General features: G+C 63.1%; 14 protein-coding genes. 5 read left to right on the top strand and 9 right to left on the bottom strand.

What is annotated here, in order from left to right:
- The first annotated feature begins 115 nt into the window (after positions 1-115).
- The 3 genes from ESZ53_RS14140 to ESZ53_RS14130 all read left to right on the top strand — a co-directional run bounded on the left by ESZ53_RS14140 (position 116) and on the right by ESZ53_RS14130 (position 4,956).
- A complete protein-coding gene (locus ESZ53_RS14140; RefSeq protein WP_246837331.1) occupies positions 116-1,444 on the top strand; it encodes a PHB depolymerase family esterase in 1,329 nt (442 codons plus the stop codon).
- A 150-nt stretch (positions 1,445-1,594) separates the two neighbouring features.
- Positions 1,595-3,355, top strand: a complete 1,761-nt coding sequence (locus ESZ53_RS14135) for a dynamin family protein (protein WP_129073410.1) — start codon at positions 1,595-1,597, stop codon at positions 3,353-3,355.
- Positions 3,352-4,956: a GTPase family protein gene (locus tag ESZ53_RS14130; RefSeq protein ID WP_129073409.1), complete on the top strand. Its 1,605-nt coding sequence runs from the start codon at positions 3,352-3,354 to the stop codon at positions 4,954-4,956. The genes ESZ53_RS14135 and ESZ53_RS14130 overlap by 4 nt, the downstream gene beginning before the upstream one ends.
- A 90-nt stretch (positions 4,957-5,046) precedes the next feature.
- Here the strand turns inward: ESZ53_RS14130 and ESZ53_RS14125 are convergent, their stop codons facing one another.
- The 4 genes from ESZ53_RS14125 to ESZ53_RS14110 form a co-directional block, all read right to left on the bottom strand.
- On the bottom strand, positions 5,047-6,276 hold the full coding sequence (locus ESZ53_RS14125; protein ID WP_129073408.1) for a cell wall-binding repeat-containing protein: 1,230 nt from the start codon (positions 6,274-6,276) through the stop codon (positions 5,047-5,049).
- Between the two features lie 103 nt (positions 6,277-6,379).
- Positions 6,380-7,318, bottom strand: coding sequence for a type II secretion system F family protein (locus ESZ53_RS14120; RefSeq protein ID WP_129073407.1), 939 nt, complete (start codon positions 7,316-7,318; stop codon positions 6,380-6,382).
- Positions 7,315-8,181, bottom strand: coding sequence for a type II secretion system F family protein (locus ESZ53_RS14115; RefSeq protein ID WP_129073406.1), 867 nt, complete (start codon positions 8,179-8,181; stop codon positions 7,315-7,317). Before ESZ53_RS14115 ends, ESZ53_RS14120 begins: the two co-directional genes overlap by 4 nt.
- Positions 8,178-9,410 (bottom strand): CpaF family protein, encoded by a 1,233-nt coding sequence (locus ESZ53_RS14110; RefSeq protein WP_246837330.1) that lies wholly within the window; start codon positions 9,408-9,410, stop codon positions 8,178-8,180. Before ESZ53_RS14110 ends, ESZ53_RS14115 begins: the two co-directional genes overlap by 4 nt.
- Before the next feature lie 142 nt (positions 9,411-9,552).
- Here ESZ53_RS14110 and ESZ53_RS14105 point away from each other — a divergent pair, with 142 nt between their 5' ends.
- Both ESZ53_RS14105 and ESZ53_RS14100 read left to right on the top strand, forming a co-directional pair.
- Positions 9,553-9,918: a metalloregulator ArsR/SmtB family transcription factor gene (locus tag ESZ53_RS14105; protein ID WP_129073404.1), complete on the top strand. Its 366-nt coding sequence runs from the start codon at positions 9,553-9,555 to the stop codon at positions 9,916-9,918.
- Complete coding sequence (locus ESZ53_RS14100) at positions 9,915-11,549, top strand: SulP family inorganic anion transporter (protein ID WP_129073403.1); 1,635 nt, start codon at positions 9,915-9,917, stop codon at positions 11,547-11,549. Before ESZ53_RS14105 ends, ESZ53_RS14100 begins: the two co-directional genes overlap by 4 nt.
- A gap of 52 nt (positions 11,550-11,601) precedes the next feature.
- Here ESZ53_RS14100 and ESZ53_RS14095 read toward each other — a convergent pair whose 3' ends face one another.
- The 5 genes from ESZ53_RS14095 to chvE form a co-directional block, all read right to left on the bottom strand.
- Positions 11,602-13,011, bottom strand: a complete 1,410-nt coding sequence (locus ESZ53_RS14095; protein ID WP_129073402.1) for a GH1 family beta-glucosidase — start codon at positions 13,009-13,011, stop codon at positions 11,602-11,604.
- A 90-nt stretch (positions 13,012-13,101) separates the two neighbouring features.
- Positions 13,102-14,325 carry an ROK family protein gene (locus ESZ53_RS14090; RefSeq protein ID WP_371683540.1) on the bottom strand — a complete coding sequence of 408 codons (1,224 nt, stop codon included), beginning with the start codon at positions 14,323-14,325 and terminating at the stop codon, positions 13,102-13,104.
- A gap of 42 nt (positions 14,326-14,367) precedes the next feature.
- Positions 14,368-15,567 (bottom strand): multiple monosaccharide ABC transporter permease, encoded by a 1,200-nt coding sequence (mmsB, locus tag ESZ53_RS14085; RefSeq protein WP_129073401.1) that lies wholly within the window; start codon positions 15,565-15,567, stop codon positions 14,368-14,370.
- A 4-nt stretch (positions 15,568-15,571) separates the two neighbouring features.
- Entirely contained in the window at positions 15,572-17,101 is a 1,530-nt protein-coding gene (gene mmsA, locus ESZ53_RS14080) for a multiple monosaccharide ABC transporter ATP-binding protein (protein WP_129073400.1), read from the bottom strand.
- 88 nt (positions 17,102-17,189) lie between these two features.
- Positions 17,190-18,296: a multiple monosaccharide ABC transporter substrate-binding protein gene (gene chvE, locus ESZ53_RS14075; RefSeq protein WP_129073399.1), complete on the bottom strand. Its 1,107-nt coding sequence runs from the start codon at positions 18,294-18,296 to the stop codon at positions 17,190-17,192.
- Positions 18,297-18,613: the final 317 nt, after the last annotated feature.

Genomic DNA, 18,613 nt, shown 5'->3' with positions numbered 1-18,613 from the left:
GTCACCGTGGCAGCCGTTAGCGTCGCGATATTCTCGCGGCGCGCAGTCCGTTCGGGACATCCGCGCAATGACGCTCGGAGCGATGGCCGGATTGCGACGTGCGGAGGTATTCCGAATGTCCACTGTTAAACGCCGGCTCACCATCCCGGCAGTACTCGCCTCTCTCGCCCTGGTTAGCGCCACGCTGGCAGGAGCGCCACTCGCGGCCCAAGCGATCACGTGCCCGCCCGGTTTCGAAATGCTGCCTGGGTGCAGCAACTCGTCCGACCCCGGCGGCTCGGCCGCCGTTCCGGGCATGTGGAGCACCGAAACGGTTGCCGGGATGAGCACTCGCATCTACACGCCATCCACTGCCGCCGAACTGCCGGCCGGACGCGCCCTCATGATCAGCCTCCACGGCTGCGCCCAGAAAGCGAGCGACTTCCAAGCGAACGCCAACTGGGTGGCCGCCGCCGAAGATTACGGAATGATCGTCGCCCTGCCGGATGCGCCCAACGGCGGCGTCGTGTTCGGATGCTGGGATTACTACGACTCCAATCACTCCCGCAGCAACCCGGCCCGGCACGACGACAACCTGCTGAACCTCGCCACGACCCTGACCGCGCGCACCAGTCTGGGAATCGACGCCGATCAGGTCTATATCTCCGGGTTGTCATCCGGCGGTGGAGAAACCATGGTGATGGGATGCCTCGCGCCCGATGTCTTTGCGGGAATGGGCATCAATGCCGGCCCCACGGTGGGCACCACTTCTGGCCAAATCTCGAGTGTCGCCGTATCGAAGACGCAGGGTATGAACACTTGCTCCGGCTTCGGTAGTGCGAACTCTGCGGCCTTTTCGACCCAGCTCACCTCGGTCATTTATGGAAGCAACGACAGCACCGTATCGACGGGATACAACACCCTCAACGGCCAAATCATGGCCGGCATTTACGGGGCATCCAGCACCTCAACGTTTAGCTTGAGCGGCTTGGCGGGCAACAACACTGCTGGCTCGGGCATTCTTTATTCGGATGCCACGGGGCCGCGGGTTTCGGTGATTCAGAACTCGAATCTCGGCCACAACTGGCCAGCGGGAGCGGGAACCGGAGGAACGTACATCAACGCGAATAGCCTTGACTACCCGGCGTACGTGACCGAGTTCTTCTTCGACAACAACCGCCGCGTTGACCGGACTGGTACGCCAGATCCGGACCCGACGCCCACGCCAACACCGACGCCGACGTCCACGCCAACGCCAACGCCAACGCCAGATCCTGTGACCTGCTTCACTGCCACCAACGCACAGCATGCCGCCGCCGGGCGCGCGTTCGCGTACGGGTTTAACCCCTACAACCCTTACTACGCGAAGGGATCACTGAGCTACCTCGGCCAGGGTGACGCGACGATCACGAGCCTCTCGCAGGTCTCCGCAACGAGTTGGGCCAAGAAGTCGAGCTGCGGCTAACGAATCATCGCCGAACAGCGTGCTGACGCTGCGGATCCTCAGAGTGATACCACTCTGAGGATCCGCGAGCACGGTGTCACCCGAGTCATTAGCTCCGCCCCGGAGCAACAAAAGTTAGCGAACTGGCCGCACACCCGGCATGCTTAAGCAGTGACCGATAACAGTGCGCCCGCGATCCTCTCGCTTGAGCGCCTGCGGGCGTCTCTGGCGGATGCTGGGTTGACCCTCGACCTCGACGGAGTTGTGACGCAGCGCGAGGCTGCCGCAGCCGCCGTTCGCCAGATCGACGACTACATCCGCCCCCGCTTGGCCGACCTTGATGCACCGCTCCTCGCGGTGGTGGGTGGATCTACCGGCTCGGGCAAATCAACGATTGTGAATGCGCTGCTCGGTGTCGCGACTACTCGTGCCGGCGTTATACGCCCCACGACCCGGCAGCCGATTCTGGTGCACGCTCCCGTGGATGCGGGATGGTTCGCGAGCGACCGCATCCTTCCCGGGCTGGCGCGTGTGCGCGGCCGCATCAGCGCCCCCGGAACGCCCGCGTCGAACGCCGGCGATACCCCTGAAGAGTCCCGCATCGGTGAACTCATGCTTCTCGAGCACGACAGCGTTCCGCGTTCGCTCGCGATCATTGATGCCCCAGATATTGACTCGGTCGCCGACGAAAACCGGGCGCTTGCCACCCAGTTACTGGCCGCCGCCGATCTCTGGCTGTTCGTCACGACCGCGAATCGCTATGCGGATGCCGTGCCGTGGCGCCTTCTCGAAAGCGCAGCCGCCCGCTCCATCACCGTCGGCATCGTGCTCAACCGAGTGCCGCCGGGCGCTCTCGATGAGATCCTTCCCGACCTTCAGTCGATGCTTTCGGAGCGCGGCCTCAGCGACGCTCCCGTCTTCTCCATCGAAGAACAGCGTCTTGACGACCTGGGCATGCTGCCCGCCAGCGCCGTCGAACAGCCGCGCGAGTGGCTCTCCGGCATCGCGGGCGACCGGGCCGAACGTTCGCGCATCGCCGCCCGCACGCTCAGCGGCGCGATTAGCGAACTCGACCGCCAGGTTCTCGTGATTGCGGATGCTCGGCAGCAGCAACTCGACTGGCTCGACGCCGCGCACGTCGCCGCCGCTGCGCAGTACGACGCCGCGCTCGACGCGGTGGACGCCGCCACACAGAACGGCGCCCTCATGCGGGGCGAAGTGCTGGCCCGCTGGCAAGACTTCGTCGGTACGTCCGACTTCTTCAGAAAAGTTGACTCCTGGTTCTCCGCGGCACGCGACCGAGCGACAGCGTGGATCACCGGCAAACCGAACCCCGTGGTCGAAGTCGAAACCCAGATCGAAACCGGACTGCAGACCGTGATCGTTGATCAAGCGGGGCGCGCTGCTGCGGCAGCGTGGGCCGGGCTCGAACGAAGCGCGGCCGGCAAGGCCATCGCTGAACGGCATCCAGAACTGGCCAGCGAAAGCCCAGAACTGCCTCAGGCCACGACCGCGATGATTCGCGAGTGGCAGGGCGCGCTCATGCAGCTCATTCACGACAATGCGGGAGACAAGCGCATCCGGGCCCGCATTCTGTCGCTTGGTTTGAACGTTGTAACGGTGGCCCTCATGGTCGTCGTTTTCGCTTCGACCGGTGGGCTCACCGGTGGCGAGATTGCGATTGCGGGCGGGTCAGCGGTGCTCGGCCAGAAACTGCTCGAGACGATCTTTGGTGAGGATGCCGTGCGTCAGTTGGCGAGCGAAGCCCGCGAGGATCTGCACGCGCGGGTTCGTGTTCTGTTCGACGCGGAGCTCGCGCGCTTGAGTGTGGCGTTGGAGCCGCTTCGGTTCGGCGCAACTCCCGATTCACTGCGGCGCGAATCGCAGGCGCTGCTCGATGACGTTGCGCGTGCTGCGAAGGGCACCTCGTGAGCGCCGCCAAGCCCAGCCTCGACGAGCGAATTGTCGCGTTGCGCACGGTCACTGAGGCGGGCGCCGGACGTATTCCCGCCGACGTACTCGACAACGCCCGCGCGCTGCTCGCACAGACCGAGGCGCGGCGTTCTCGCTCCCCCGAGCACACGGTCGTTGGCGTCTTTGGCGCTACCGGATCGGGCAAGTCGAGTCTCGTGAATGCCCTCGTGGGTGACGAGGTGGCGGTCGCGCACGTGCGCCGCCCCACCACGTCTGAAGCTCTCGCGGTGACGTGGGAGGCGGCCGGCGCGAGCGAATTGCTCGACTGGCTTGAGGTTCGCGAACGGGTCGAGAGGTCGACCCCCTTCGACGCTCGTGCCAGCAAACTCGTTCTCGTCGATCTGCCCGACGTCGATTCTGTGGAGGCCAGCAATCGTGCTGTTGCCGAGCGTCTTGCCGGGCAAGTGGATGCTCTGATCTGGGTCGTTGACCCGCAAAAGTATGCCGACGATGTGTTGCACGCGCAGTTCATCGCCCCGCACGCCAAGCACGCCGCTGTGACTCTGGTGGTGCTCAATCAGGTTGATCTACTGAGCGCCGATGATCGTGCCGCGGTCGTGAAGTCGCTCCAGGCGATCGTTGAACGTGATGGCATTCCTCGCGCCCGAGTGCTGCCGGTGAGTGCCCTCACGGGCGACGGTATCGACGCGTTGCGCAAGGCGATTGGCGATCTTGCGGCGTCGAAGGCAGTACGGGATGCGCGGCTCAGCGCTGACGTGCAGACCCTTGCCGCCCGCATCGACGATCCGGGTTCGCCGCAGAAGGTGAGCGCGAAGAGCGCCGCCCGGCTGCGCGATGAAGTCGGGACCGCTGCGGGCGTCGACATCGTGGCATCCGCTGTTGCTCGTTCGTATCGCAAGCGATCTGGGCAGGCCACCGGGTGGCCGCTCGTGTCGTGGATTGGTCGTTTGCGCGCTGACCCGCTCACTCGCTTGGGTCTTGGCCCGAAGCGTCGGGGCGATGACCCCGATGTTCACCGGACGAGCATGCCGCTCTTGAGCGCTGGCGCGCAGGCCCGGATGTCGATGGCCGTTCGCACGTTCACCGACGACGCCGGTGCCGGAGTTTCTGCCCCGTGGCGAGCCGCCGCGCGCACCACCGCGGAGCACGCCCTCGACAGTCTGCCCGCCACTCTCGATCTTGCTATTGCCCGCACACCTCTGCCCGCGAAGGGTTCGTGGTGGTGGGTGCTCGTGGGCATCGTGCAGTGGATTGCGACGATCGCCGGATTAGGCGGAGCTCTCTGGTTGGTAGGCACCGCGCTGCTGCCGACGTTTGGACTGCCGGCGTTCCCGCTCCCCGCTGTGGAGGAAGGCCCGCTCACCGGCTGGGCGATACCGACGCTGCTGCTGATTGCGGCGGTACTCGTCGGAATCGTGCTGGGGTTGTTGTCCGCGGCGCTCAGCGCTGTCGCTGCGGGCGGTCGTCGGCGTCGCACCCGCCGCCGTCTCCTCGCTGCGGTCGACGAGGTCGTGCAGCGGGATGTCGTGACTCCCGTCGCGACGGCGCTCGAGCAGGCGCGGGCTGTGTCAGCCGCGCTGCAGATCGCACGGCGCTAGACCCCGAGCGCCACGAGCCACTCGGGCCTACTAGCCCCGAACCGCAGCGAGAATGAAGTCAGCGGCTCGAGGCAAGTAACTCGGGCGGAACTAGCTGGCCGGTCCGCCGGGAAGTGTCTCGCAAGCGTAGCCATCGTTGTCGTAATCCAGACGAGCGATATCCCCATACTTGGGGAAGTACTTTTTGTACCAGGCCTGAGCGGAGGCGTAAGTAGAAAAGTCGCTACAGTTCTTCGAATCGCCTGGATTCGACGGCGCTGCAGGCTTAGGAGCAGGTTTTGCACACACGGTGAGCTTGCCGACCGCGCTGGTGAGGACCGCGCTTCCCCCCAGCATCACTCGTCGCTCGAGGCCCAACGCGTTGACGTCATCCTTGACTGCAGACGAGACGCATGTTCTCGCGACAACGTACAACGGAGAACCACTTTTTCCTGCCAGTGCTGCGCCCGCCAAGGCGTCTGCAAAACCTGTGCCCACCGCGAAATAGGCCGTGGATGCTGAGGAGAACGCATAGCGGTTGATTGCCGCAGAAGTGGAGTATCGGTCAGAGCCGGAGAGGCGCTTCACCGACATCGTGTTTTTGAGCGTGGACTCGATCCCCGATGAAATCACGCCGGTTCCCCCAGCAATGTTGATGCGCGAAACGCCCAGGTCGCGAATCAGCGCGGTCGTCGATTTGTCGACCTTGCGTTGTTTGCCGTCGACCAAAATGACGGGCGCCCCAATGCTGCCCGCAGCGGCAGAGGCAGAAAGCGCATCGGGAAAGTTTCGGCCGGTTGCGAGGTAGGCGATTGGTGCACTGTCAAAGGCGTAATCGATGAGGAGACGGCTCGTTTCGTAGCGGTCGCTACCACCCAAGCGCTGCACTGAAGGAGCAAGTTTCTTCAGCGCCGTGAGTACGCTGCCGGAGACCGCGCCTGCACCACCCGCAACCACGATCTTCTGGGGCTTAAGCCGTTTGATCTCAGCGGCAACTGCTTGAGGTAGTACATTTCGCGCAGTAGTGAGCAGCGGGCCACCTTGAGCCGCCGCCGCGGGAGCCGCGGAGAGTGCATCGGCATAGCCCGCTCCCGTGGCGATATAAACCACGGGGACGCCGGCGGGGAACTGGCGCGAAATGGCCACCGCCGTCTCGTATCGATCGCCACCCGACAGTCGACTGATTGATGGTGCTGCTGATTGAAATTTCACCGCCGACTTCGAGCTTGATGAGAGCCCCGTGCCACCGCTCGGCAGCGGTGTCGCTGCTTCAGCGGGAAGGCCGCTGGTCAGGGCGAGCAAAAGAGCAGCGACAGCTGCGGTTGATACGAGCGCTTTCATAGCGTCCTCACGGTAAAAGTACAGATAAGTTTTAACTTAGCCGTGAGGATGGGTCCGGTATGAGCCCCCAAACGGGGCAAATGGGCAAGGGTCTCGTGCGCTCCTAGAACCCGACCTGCAGCACGAAGATGCCAGGGAAAATCGCGAACGCGATAGTGATGGGCAGGATGAGGAACACGAGCGGAAAGAGCATCGCGACCTCCTTCTTGCCGGCGACCTCGAGCAGTTCGCGCTTGGACTCTTCGCGCGCATCCTGAGCCTGGGCTTGCAGCACCTCCGAGAGTGGGGTTCCGCGATCGAGCGCACCGAGAATCTGGTCGACGCAACGTGTGAACGGGGCCAATTCCAGTTCGCGGGCGAGCACGCCTAGCGTCTCGCCGAACGGCAGCCCCGTGTTGACCGAGGAGACGACACGAGCGAGCTCGCGGGAAAGCTCACCGCCACTGACCTGCGAGACTCGGCGTACGGCATCCAAGATTCCTTCGCCCGCGGAGAGGCTGAGTGCTAAGAACTCCAGAACAACGGGCAGCTCGGCAGTGAGCCGACGGATGCGGGCCTTGGCTGCGCGCTGCAGCAGGTAGTCGCGGGCAGTGATTCCCACGACCCCGCCGACGACCACGAGTACGGCCTGCGCGATCAGCGGCACTTGTTGTTGATTGGCGACAGCGATATCGAAAACGACACCGAGCATCGCTCCGGCCAAGACGGCCAGCAGCTGTTGCGAACGATACGCCTCGATGGTGAGCTCGGAGCCCGCCTGCCGCAGCCGACGCGCGATTAGGTCTCCCCCGCCAACCACCGACGCGAGGGTCTCGCGCAACCACCGCACGGCAGGCACCAGCAGCACCCCGAGCACGGGAAGCGGTCCGATGGACCGTGGGGCAAGATGTTCGCGCGCGCCCGAGGAGACGTCGATCACGTACGGGGCTACACGCGTCGCCAGCGTCGGGCGGCTGAGGCGCGGAATGAGGCTCAGAATCGACCAGAGCCCGAGACCGCCAGCGATACCGGCGACAAGCGCGAGCGCGAGCGCGTCACTCATGCGAACCACCTCGGCTGCTCGGGGAGGCGACCGATGCCCGCCATAATTCTGTACGCAACAACGGAGAGAACCAGCCCCGCGACGATGAGCGCAACGCCACCCGCCGAGTTATACGCGAGTGCCGCCTCGGGGCGGGTCGTGAGCAAGAACAACACAACCCACGGTGCCGCTAAGCCGAGGCGGGCAGCGTTCATCACCCACCCTTGGCGAACTTCGACCTCCGACCGGATCGCTGCCTCCTGGCGCAGGTAGATGCTGAGGCTGCGAAGTACGTTCGTGAGTTCGCTTCCGCCGACTTCGCGCGACATCCGCAGGGTTTCAAGGATGCGGTCAGCAACGGGATCGGCGAGCGCGACCTTGAGTTCGTCGACGGCGATGGAGAAGTTGCCCGTGGCCCGATACCGCGCAGCGAACGCGGCAAAAGCGCTACGCGTCACGAGGGGGCCGGTGTGCGCGAGCGTCATGAGGCTGTCGGGAAGCGCAAGCCCTGACCGCACGGCGGACACCAATTGGTCGACGATATCGGGCCAGACGACCTGCGTTGCTTTGCGGCGAGCGCGGGCCCGCCAGCTGATCGCGAGAGTCGGGAGTACGAGGGCAGCCGCAGCAGCACACACGACGACAGCAATCACCGAGGTGACGACGAACGTGATGGCGGCGACCGCAATCGCGAAGACAAGCGACACAATCACAACGATGGCCGGGCTGGTGGTGGGGAGCCCCGCCTGAACGAGGCGTTCACGCATCCGCAGCGACCAGGCCGAGCGCGCTCGAACGCGACGCTCGCCGGGTGCCGGCCAGAGGAAGGGGGCGGCCACGAGCGTGACGCCCACCGCGAGGATGATGCCCAGAATCAGGCTCACGCGACGGCCTTGAGGAGGTGCGCGACCGGGTCGATTCCCGCCGCGTGAAACTTGGCGAGACGTGCGGGCACCGCGCCGGTGTGGAGGAGCGTGCCCTCCGACAACCGGAAGAGAATACTGCTGTCGATAACCCCGTCGCTCACCTCCCCGGTGAGCGACAGAATCTCGACCACGCGTCTCGTGCCGTTCGCCGTCAGTTCGCAGTGGACGACGACATCCACTGAACTGGCCACGGTCGGCACGACAAAGCTGGAGTCGATGTTGCGACCGGCGAGTAGCGGCAGAGTGCACAGTTTCACGAGCGCTTCGCGGGCGCTGTTGGCGTGGATGCTAGACATTCCCGGCAGTCCAGAGTTGAGCGCAATAAGGAGGTCGAGCGACTCGGCATCGCGCACTTCGCCGACCACGAGACGGTCGGGGCGCATCCGCAGTGCCTCTTTGATGAGCCGGCGCAGGCTGATCTCGCCGGTGCCCTCGAGGCTAGGTTGACGGCACTGCATACCGACGTGGTCGTGGCCGGCGACGCTCAGCTCAAATGTCTCCTCGACGGTGACGACGCGCTCGGTCGGTTTGCCCGCCGCGAGCAGCGCGTTCAGCATCGTGGTCTTGCCACTCTGGGTCGCTCCCGACACCACAATGTTTTGGCCCGAGAGCACGCACAGCCGCAGATAGTCGGCGGCGTGCTGCGGCAAGCTTCCCAACTCGACTAAACGATCGAGGTCGCGGATGCGCTGGCTGAATTTGCGCACGTTGATCGCCCAGTGGCGCCGCGTGACATCCGGAATCACGACGTGCAGTCGCGAACCATCTGGCAGGGACGCGTCAACGAAGGGAGAACTCAGGTCGACGCGACGACCCGAGGTTTGCAGCATCCGCTCCACCAGATCGCGAACCTGACCATCAGTGAGACGGATGCCCGTGAACTCAGGCACGCCGTTGCGGGCGACGAAGACGTGCTCGGGCCCGTTGATCCAGAGCTCTTCGACAGTGTCGTCATCGAAGAAAGGCTGGAGCGGGCCGTACCCGGTCAGAGCCGCCACCACCTCGCGGGCGGCCTGAGCTTCATCGGTGAGAAGCGGAACCGAACCACCCAGCGCCCGCTCGCTATAGCGGCGCACCTCATCGCGCACATACCGCGACGCCAACTCGCTATCGCGCGACAGATCAACCCCGTCGCGGCGAACCCGTTGGCGAACCTGGTCAGCGATGGTGGTCAAAGCGTTAGACATGCTCATAGTGTGCGGAGTGGGCGCCCAACGCTGCGGTTGTTGTCCACAGCCGTCCTGTTCACATCCCTGATATGATGATTCCATCAATTCAGCAAGCGGGCGAATACTCGTTGCTACAACCGCACCGATCAGGAGCACAGCAATGGCCGTTCTCGATGAGCGCAGGCCGCTCTACGAAATCAAGGCGAACCTGTTCAAGGGGCTCGCGCATCCGTACCGCATCCGTGTGCTCGAGATGCTGTCGGCCGCCGACGAGGCATCCGTGGCTGACATGCTCGCTGAGACTGGGCTCGAAGCATCCCACCTTTCGCAACATCTTTCGGTGCTGCGCCGCTACGGCCTCGTCGTTTCCGACCGCCGCGCGAGCGTCGTCTACTACCGCCTCGCCCTCCCCCAGATCGCTGAACTGCTGCGGGCAGCCCGCGTGCTGCTCGGCGAAATTCTGACCGATGCCGACAGCCAGCGCGAGCTTGTGAACAGCCTGCCCGAGATTCCGGATGCCCGATGAAACGTTCCTGGAAGGCGCTCCTGCCGAGCGTCAAGGACTACCGCCTCCTCCGCACCAGCTGGCGCGGAGATCTGATCGCCGGCGTGACCGTCGGCATTGTCGCCCTGCCCCTCGCTCTCGCCTTTGGCGTTAGTTCCGGAGTCGGCGCCGAAGCTGGGCTCATCACCGCCATCGTCGCAGGCATCGTCGCGGCAGTCTTTGGCGGCTCCAACGTGCAGGTCTCCGGCCCCACCGGCGCGATGGTCGTGGTGCTCGCTCCCATCGTCGTCAGTCACGGCGTCGAAGCCGTCGCGATCGTCACCCTGCTCGCGGGCATCATCGTCGTCGTCGCGGGAGTGCTGCGCCTCGGCCGCACCGTCAGCTACATCCCCTGGCCCGTCATCGAAGGCTTTACCGTCGGCATCGGCATCATTATCTTCCTGCAGCAAGTGCCCTCGGCGCTCGGCACGGAAGGAACTGAACACCCCACCAACTCCGTGCTCGCGGCAGGGGCCTTTATCGCTGCCGCCCAGTGGCCCGCTGCTCTACTCCCCCTCGGCGTCACCGCGGCCGTGATCGCGATCATGCTGCTGCTCACCCGCATCAGCGGCCGCCTCCCCGCCTCCTTCATCGCCATCGTCGTCGTCACGATCGCAGCTCAAGCCCTCAACTTGCCGCTCGCCACCATCGGCGAACTGCCCGCCTCGCTGCCGGCCCCCGCCGTGCCCTCGTTCGATTTCGACCTCACCACGCTGATTGGTCCGGCCTTCGCCGTCGCCGCCCTCGCCGCCATCGAATCCCTGCTTTCTGCCCGCGTCGCCGCCGGTATGGCAGACACCGGGCCCTACAACGCCGACCGCGAACTTGTCGGCCAGGGGTTGGCATCCGTCGCCTCCAGCTTCTTTGGCGGGATGCCAGCCACCGGCGCCATCGCCCGCACCGCCGTCAACGTACGGTCGGGCGGTCGCACCCGCGTCTCCGCGGTCGTGCATGCTCTCGCCCTGCTCACCGTCGTGTACCTCGCGGCACAGGTCGTCGCAGTCATCCCGCTGGCAGCGCTCTCGGGCGTTCTCATGGCCACCGCCGCCCGCATGATGTCCCCGACCCTGATCAAGACGATGCTGCACACCGGCAGATCTGAAGCTGCCGTGTTCGTCATCACCGGCATCATCACGGTGAGCTTCGACCTCATCATCGCCGTGGGAATCGGTATCGCTGCCGCCGCCTTCTTCGCGCTGCGCACCATGAGCAAAGCCAGCGGCGTTCACCGCGAAGAACTCCCCGGCTCCCCCGAACCGGGCGACGAACGTATCGCGCTGTTCCGCATCGATGGCTCACTCTTCTTCGGAGCAGCCGAGCGCCTTATCGACCGCATCAACGAACACGAAGGTCTCGAAGTCGTGATCGTGCGGCTGTCGCAACTGCACCTCATCGATGCCACCGGCGCCCACACCCTCACCGAGCTCATCACCGCGCTCGAACGACGCGGCGTCACCGTGATCATCAAGGGCATCCGCCCCGAACATCGGGATGTACTGAAGCGCCTCGGAGTGATCAGCTCGCTACGCCACCCCAACCATCTGTTCGCCGAACTCGAGCCCGCAATTGAACACGCTCGCTCACACATCAGGCGCGCTGAACTAGCCCGCTAGCTCAGCGTCTCGCTCGCCCGCAAGCCTGCTCACTCGTCAACCAGCGCGGCCACTAGCTCAGCGCCGGCGTCACCTTGTTCTTAGCAACCTCTGAAACCCACAGTCCGCTGTCTTTCACGATGCGTTCTTGAGTGTCGTAGTCGACGCGCACGATGCCGAAACGCTTCGAGTAGCCATAACCCCACTCGAAGTTGTCGAGCAGCGACCACACGAGGTACCCCTGCAGGTTCACCCCGCGCTGCATCGCTCGGTGCGCGGCTGTGAAGTGCCGGTTGAGGTAATCGACTCGGTCGGCATCGTGCACCCGACCATCCGTGACTTCGTCATCAAACGCGGCACCGTTCTCGGTGATCATCAACGGCAGGTCGGGGAACCGCTCACTCAGATCGACCAACAGCTCTTCGAGGCCATCGGGCGCGATGTTCCAGCCCATGTCCGTATACGGGCCGTCCTGCGGCAAGAACTCGACGGTGCGGCTGCCCGGCCACGCGGAGCCACCCATGTTTTTGTGACCGTCGTTCATCACGCGCTCGCTCACGCCATCCCACATCTTCACCGTGACGGTGGAGTAATAGTTGACGCCCAAGAAATCGAGCGGCTGGTGGATGGTCGCCAGATCGCCCGCATGAACGAACGACCAGTCGCTGACCTCGCTCGTATCGGCGATGAAGTCATCGTCGTAGCGACCGAGCAGCATCGGGCTCGTGAACGCACGGTTCGCGAGCGCATCGATGCGACGCTTGGCTTCGGAATCCTCGCCGCGAATCACGTGGAAGTTCAGCGTCGCCGACACCTCGGGCGAATTCGTGGCAGCGGCACGGATGCGGGGCACGGCGAGCCCGTGAGCCAGATTGAGGTGGTGCACGGCGGCCAACGCATCGGCATCGCTCGTGCGTCCAGGGGCGTGCGAGGCCGAACCGTAGCCCAGATACGCCGAACACCAGGGCTCGTTGAGGGTTGTCCACGTGTGCACGCGATCGCCCAGGGCAATGGCGGCGAGCTCGGCGTATTCGGCGAACCACATGGCGGTGTCGCGCTCAGGCCAGCCGCCCTCATCCTCGAGTTCTTGCGGCAAGTCCCAGTGATACAGAGTGGCGATTGGGCGGATGCCGCGGCTCAGCAGTCCGTCGACCAGTCGCGAGTAGAACGACACTCCCTCGGGGTTGATCGGACCCTGCCCACCCGGCTGAAATCGCGGCCACGAAATGGAGAAGCGGTAGGCGTCAAGCCCGAGCTCCGCCATGAGATCGAGGTCAGATTCGAAACGGTAGTAGTGATCGTCGGCAACATCGCCGGTGTCACCATTCCAGGTCTTGCCCGGGGTGTGGCTGAAGGTATCCCAGATTGATTCGGTGCGGCCACCATCGCGCGCAGCGCCCTCTACTTGATAGGCCGCCGTCGCGGAGCCGACGATGAAATTCGGCGGAAAAACGAGACCAGAATCGCGGTAATCAGAGTTCATCTCACAAGCCTAAGACCGGGAGCTTCGGTTTGGCCGAAACTATCCCGAGGTTACGGCGACGCACAGTTAACCGGTCAATCAGCCGTGCGGCTAGAGTGCCGCCGGGTCTTCCAGGAGGGCTGCAAAAGCGAGCTCAGCCGCACCGATCATGAGCAGATCTGCGCCGAGCTGAGCGGGCACGATCTGTACCTCCTCGAATGACGCTTCGAGAGACTGGCTGCGAACCCGCTCAATCAAGAATTCGGGGTCGAACGCGAAGATTGACGCCAAGAAGCCACCAAGCACAATTACTTCAGGATTCAGGACATTCACGGCGTTGCGCAGCGAGGTGCCGAGGGAGAGCAACTGTCGGTGCACGAGCGCACCCACCTCGGGATCCGTGGATCCGCGCAGTGCAGCATCTAGAGTTTCGGAATCAACGTTGGTGAGCCCCAGGGCCCGCAGCAGGTCAGCACGATTCACTTCGGTCTCAAGGCTGCCCTCTTCGCGCGTGCCCTTCTCGGCAGCACCGTTCTCCACCCGAACGTGGCCGAACTCGCCCGCATAGCCGGCACGGCCGGTCAGGGGCCGCCCACCGGCAATGATTCCCCCACCAATACCGCTGGCACCACCGTTGAGATAAATCAGGTCGTCGACGTCGCGGCCAGCGCCGTAGATGTGCTCGCCGAGCGCACCAAGACTTGCATCATTTGCGGTGGAGACCGGGTAGCCAGTGGCCACCGCGAGCAACTCGCTCACGGGTTCATCCCGCCAGTGAAGGTGAGGAGCCCACCGCACCAGGCCGTCCTCGACGCGCACAAGACCGGGGGCCGCAACGCCGATGCCGACGATGCGCCCGTTGGCTTCGTACCCACCACGCAGGCTCTCAATGATGACGCTCGAAATCTTTACAAATTCAGCGACCGTGGGCGGCTCATCCGTCTCGTAGCGGATGCGCTTCAAGAGCGAACCGTCGAGGCCCACGACCGCAACCGTGATGGCGTCGATCTCGGGGTTGATCGCAATCGCAACCGTGCGAGCATCCGCGTTCACCATGGGCGACGGGCGACCTACTTGCCGAGTAGGATCGGGCTCGCTCTCATAGGCCAACCCCAACTCGGTGAGCTCCGCTACAAGCGCCGCAATCGTCGAGCGGTTAAGCCCCGTGTGCGCGGTTAACTGTGAGCGGCGCTGAGCCCCGCGATGAAGCAGGGTCAGCACGCGCGACAGATTGTGCCGCCGAGTGCGATCGCCGCGCCCACCCGTGCTGCCCGCGCCAGTCGGCGACGTCAGCGATGACGGCAGCGACGGTGATGGCGGGGTGTTCTGGTTCACGGGCGGTTCCACTCGATTGGCAATAAAACGGTGATGCTAAGACTAGCGACGTCCAGCGCGGCGCTTGCTCATGACGTCGAACGCCACGGCGAGCAACAGCACAAGCCCCTTGATCGTTTGTTGCCAGGCGGCATCCACCGACAGGATCGACAGGCCCATGTTGAGCACACCCATAATGAGCGCACCGATCACGGCACCGATGACCGTTCCGACACCACCGGTGACAGCAGCACCACCGATGAAGACGGCGGCAATGGCATCCAGCTCGAAGCTTTGACCGGCGGATGCGACGGCACCACCAGCGCGCGCCGTCGTGACGACACCGGCGAGCCCCGCCAGCACACCCATGTTGACGAAGACGAAGAAGTTAATCCACGACGTCTTCACACCACTCATCTGCGCAGCGAAGAGGTTGCCACCGATGGCGTAAACGTGGCGGCCGAAGACGGTCTGGTTCAGCACGAACGTGAACAGCAGAATCAGCACGGCCAGGATGATCAGAATGATCGGAGTTCCGCGGTAGGCAGAAAGCTGGAAGGTGAGCGCCAAGATGACAACTGCCGCGACACCGTTCTTGATCCAGAACGAGGCACTGCGCTCCACCGGGAGGTCAAGCTTGCGCTGCTTGGCACGACTGCGTGCCTGCTGAGTGATCAGCATTGCTACCGCCAGAACGCCCAAGACAATCGTGAGGATGTCGCGGCTGCCACGACCTTCGCCGATCGTGCCGAGCGCCTCGGGCAGCCATCCGCCGCCGATTGCGTTGAATTCACCGGGAAGAGCATTGATCGTGCCGCCCGTAAGGAACACGAGGGTGAGACCGCGGAACAACAGCATGCCCGCGAGCGTGACGATGAAGGCCGGGATGCCGACGAAGGCCACCCAGAATCCCTGCCACGCTCCAACCGCCGCGCCGAGCAGAAGCGAGATGATGACGGCGGCCCACCACGGCAACCCCCATTGGCTCATCGATATCGCGGCAACAGCACCGACCATCGCCACGACGGAGCCGACCGAGAGGTCGATGTGTCCCGCGATAATCACGATAACCATGCCCACCGCGAGAATAAGCACGTAGGCATTCTGCTGGATGAGGTTATTGAGGTTTCCGGGCAGCAGCAGTCGGCCATCCGTCAATATTTGGAACAGGATGACGATGACGGCAAGCGCGGCCAGGATGCCGTACTGACGCAGATCGACCCGCATTTTGGGCAGTTTGCTAGTGGGTGTGGTGGTGCTCATCGGGTTAGTCCTTTCCCGCGGTCATCAAGTGCATGAGTCGTTCTTGGGTAGCGTCGGCGCGATCAATCTCGCCGGTGATGGTGCCTTCGGAGATCGCATAGATGCGGTCACAGAGTCCGAGAAGCTCCGGTAGTTCTGAAGAAATCACCACAACCGCTTTGCCCTGGCGGGCGAGGTCGTTGATGATTCCATAGATTTCGTATTTGGCACCGACATCGATGCCACGGGTTGGTTCGTCGAGAATCAGGATGTCGGGGCCAGAGAACATCCATTTGCTCAAGACAACCTTTTGCTGGTTGCCTCCCGAGAGATTGCCCGCGAGCACAGAAACGTTCTGAGTCTTGATGTTCATTTGGCCGCGGTAGTCCTCCGCGACCTTATTCTCTGCAAAGCGGTCGACGATGCCAAAACGCGAGAGCTTTGAGAGTGCGGCCGCTGAGATATTGACAGCGATACTGCCGATGAGGTTGAGCCCAAAGTGTTTGCGGTCTTCGGTGGCGTAGGCGATGCCGTGGCCGATCGCCTCGCTGACGCTCTTGACCGAAATTTCCTTGCCCTCTTTGAAGGCCGTGCCGCTGATGCGGCTGCCATACGAGCGACCGAAGATGCTCATCGCCAGTTCGGTACGCCCCGCGCCCATCAGCCCGGCGAACCCGACAATCTCTCCTGCCCGCACCGAGAACGAGGCATCGTCGACGACCTTGCGAGTGGTGTCGACCGGATGATGCACCGTCCAGTTCTCTACCCGGAACAGCTCCTCGCCAATGTCTGGCGTGTGCGGCGGGAACATGCTGTCGAGGTCGCGCCCCACCATCGCTTTGATGATGCGAGCCTCAGTGGCATCCGCTTCCTTCATCTGGAAGGTCTCGATGGTCTGGCCGTCGCGGATGATCGTGACGGTGTCTGCAATACGGCGAATCTCTTTGAGCTTGTGCGAAATAATGATGCACGTGATGCCCTGGCCGCGAAGGCTATTGATGAGGTCGAGCAAATGTGCGGAGTCCTCATCGTTCAGGGCGGCCGTGGGCTCATCGAGAATCAGCAGCTTCACTTTCTTGGATAGAGCCTTGGCGATTTCGACAAGCTGTTGCTTACCGACGCCGAGTTCGATCACGGGCGTGCTCGGTAGCTCGTCGAGGCCAACCCGCGCGAGCAACATCGTCGCTTCACGGTTGGTCTTGGGCCAGTCGACAACACCACGCGTGGCGATCTCGTTGCCGAGGAAGATGTTCTCGGCGATAGAGAGGTAGGGGCTCAACGCAAGCTCCTGGTGAATGATCACGATGCCATCAGCCTCAGAGTCGTTTATCGACTTGTAGGCGGTCTCATGATTTTCGAAGGTGATGCTGCCGCCATAGCTACCGACGGGATAGACCCCGCTCAATACCTTCATGAGGGTAGATTTGCCGGCGCCGTTTTCGCCGCAAATAGCGTGGACATGGCCGCGTTCTACCTCAAGGCTTACGCCATCGAGGGCGCGAACGCCGCCGCTAAAGTCTTTGGTTATTTGGTTCATGCTGAGGATGGCAGTCATGAGTGTGCTCCGCTCGCAGTGACTTTCGGGGGACGGCTACTGTGCCGTCCCCCGATCGTCGAATCGTATTACTGAGTTCTAGCCGGGGCTAGAGACCTACGTCTGAGGCCTTGATGAAGCCGGAGTCGATGAGCTTCGACTGCACGTCATCCTTCACAACAACCTCTGGCGCGATCAGGAATGCGGGAACAACCTTTTCACCATTGTCGTAGGTCTCGGTGTCGTTGATCTCAGGCTCGTCACCGTTCATGATCGCCTCGACGAAGCCGAAGACTACGTTGCCCAGCTCGCGGGTGTCCTTCCAGACGGTCATCGACTGCTCGCCAGCGAGGATGTTGACGACGCTAGCCTTGTCGGCATCCTGACCGGTCAAGAGAGGCCAGTCGGTTCCGGCGGTGTAGCCAGCGCTGCGAAGCGATGCGGCAATACCCTGGGCAAGGCTGTCGTTGGGAGAAAGAACGACGTCGATCTTCTCGCCACCGGTGTAGAACGATCCGATGCGGTTGTCGAGTTCAGACTGAGCCGAGTCGGACTTCCAGCCGAGGATACCGATGCTCGCCCAGTCGTCATTGCTGGCGGGCGACTTGCCCGAAGGAACGACAAGCTGGCCCTTCTCTACGTAAGGAAGCAGAACATCCCATGCGCCGGAGAAGAAGAACTTGGCGTTGTTGTCGTCGGGGCTACCGGCGAAAGGCTCGAGGTTGAACGGGCCTGCACCATCGGCGAGTCCGAGCTGTTCTTCAATGAACTGGCCCTGAAGCTGGCCAACCTTGTAGTTGTCGAACGTTGCGTAGTAGTCGACGTCGGGCGTTCCATTGATCAGGCGGTCGTACGAAATGACCGTGACGTCTTGGGCCTTCGCGTCGGCGAGAACGGGCGCAAGAAGCTCTCCGTCGATTGCTGCGATGACGAGAACATCGACGCCCGAAGCGATTTGGTTCTGAATCTGGCTGATCTGGGTGTCGGCCTTGTCATCCGCATACTGCAGGTCAGCCGAGTAGCCGGCTTCTTCGAGCTGAGCCTTGAGGCCTTCGCCGTCGTTGATCCAGCGTTCGAGGTTGCGTGTAGGCATCGAGATTCCGACGCTGCCGAGGCTGTCGCCTCCGCCGGAGCCGCTATCGCCACTGCTGCAGGCTGCGAGCCCGAGGGTCATTACGGCTGCTGCTGCGACCGCAATAATTTTCTTCATTGACATCGTGTTGTCCCTTTCAAATGTGATTGCTGGACATCAAGCCAGTTACACGGGGTATGACCGGCCAGGGCAGGGCTGCAGTCCTCACGAGAAACGAAGTGCACGGCCCGGGTAAAAGCGCCGTGGAGCGCTACTTCGTTGTATCGCGAGGGGCAGCGGTAAGCGCCCCGTTTTGTTGATAGAGCGAACTTATATTGGTTCATACGTTGAATGCAACAACTTTCGAAAACTTTCATCAAATCGGTAGTTGCGATCAGATAACACGGGACTTCGGGCTGGAATTGCCCTGTTCCCACGCGATTGACTCAGCGGAGATACCG

The organism is Salinibacterium sp. UTAS2018, assembly GCF_004118935.1.
Lineage (GTDB): Bacteria > Actinomycetota > Actinomycetes > Actinomycetales > Microbacteriaceae > Rhodoglobus.
Note: the sequence above shows the minus strand (reverse complement) of the source record. Positions and strands in the feature narration are given on the sequence as shown.

Bases quoted from the DNA above. Each gene is read 5' to 3' on its own strand.
- ESZ53_RS14125 (WP_129073408.1), bottom strand. From the start codon at position 6,276: ATGAAAGCGCTCGTATCAACCGCAGCTGTCGCTGCTCTTTTGCTCGCC.
- ESZ53_RS14120 (WP_129073407.1), bottom strand. From the start codon at position 7,318: ATGAGTGACGCGCTCGCGCTCGCGCTTGTCGCCGGTATCGCTGGCGGT.
- chvE (WP_129073399.1), bottom strand. From the start codon at position 18,296: ATGTCAATGAAGAAAATTATTGCGGTCGCAGCAGCAGCCGTAATGACC.
- ESZ53_RS14105 (WP_129073404.1), top strand. From the start codon at position 9,553: ATGGCCGTTCTCGATGAGCGCAGGCCGCTCTACGAAATCAAGGCGAAC.
- ESZ53_RS14140 (WP_246837331.1), top strand. From the start codon at position 116: ATGTCCACTGTTAAACGCCGGCTCACCATCCCGGCAGTACTCGCCTCT.
- ESZ53_RS14095 (WP_129073402.1), bottom strand. From the start codon at position 13,011: ATGAACTCTGATTACCGCGATTCTGGTCTCGTTTTTCCGCCGAATTTC.
- ESZ53_RS14100 (WP_129073403.1), top strand. From the start codon at position 9,915: ATGAAACGTTCCTGGAAGGCGCTCCTGCCGAGCGTCAAGGACTACCGC.
- mmsA (WP_129073400.1), bottom strand. From the start codon at position 17,101: ATGACTGCCATCCTCAGCATGAACCAAATAACCAAAGACTTTAGCGGC.
- ESZ53_RS14110 (WP_246837330.1), bottom strand. From the start codon at position 9,410: ATGTCTAACGCTTTGACCACCATCGCTGACCAGGTTCGCCAACGGGTT.
- mmsB (WP_129073401.1), bottom strand. From the start codon at position 15,567: ATGAGCACCACCACACCCACTAGCAAACTGCCCAAAATGCGGGTCGAT.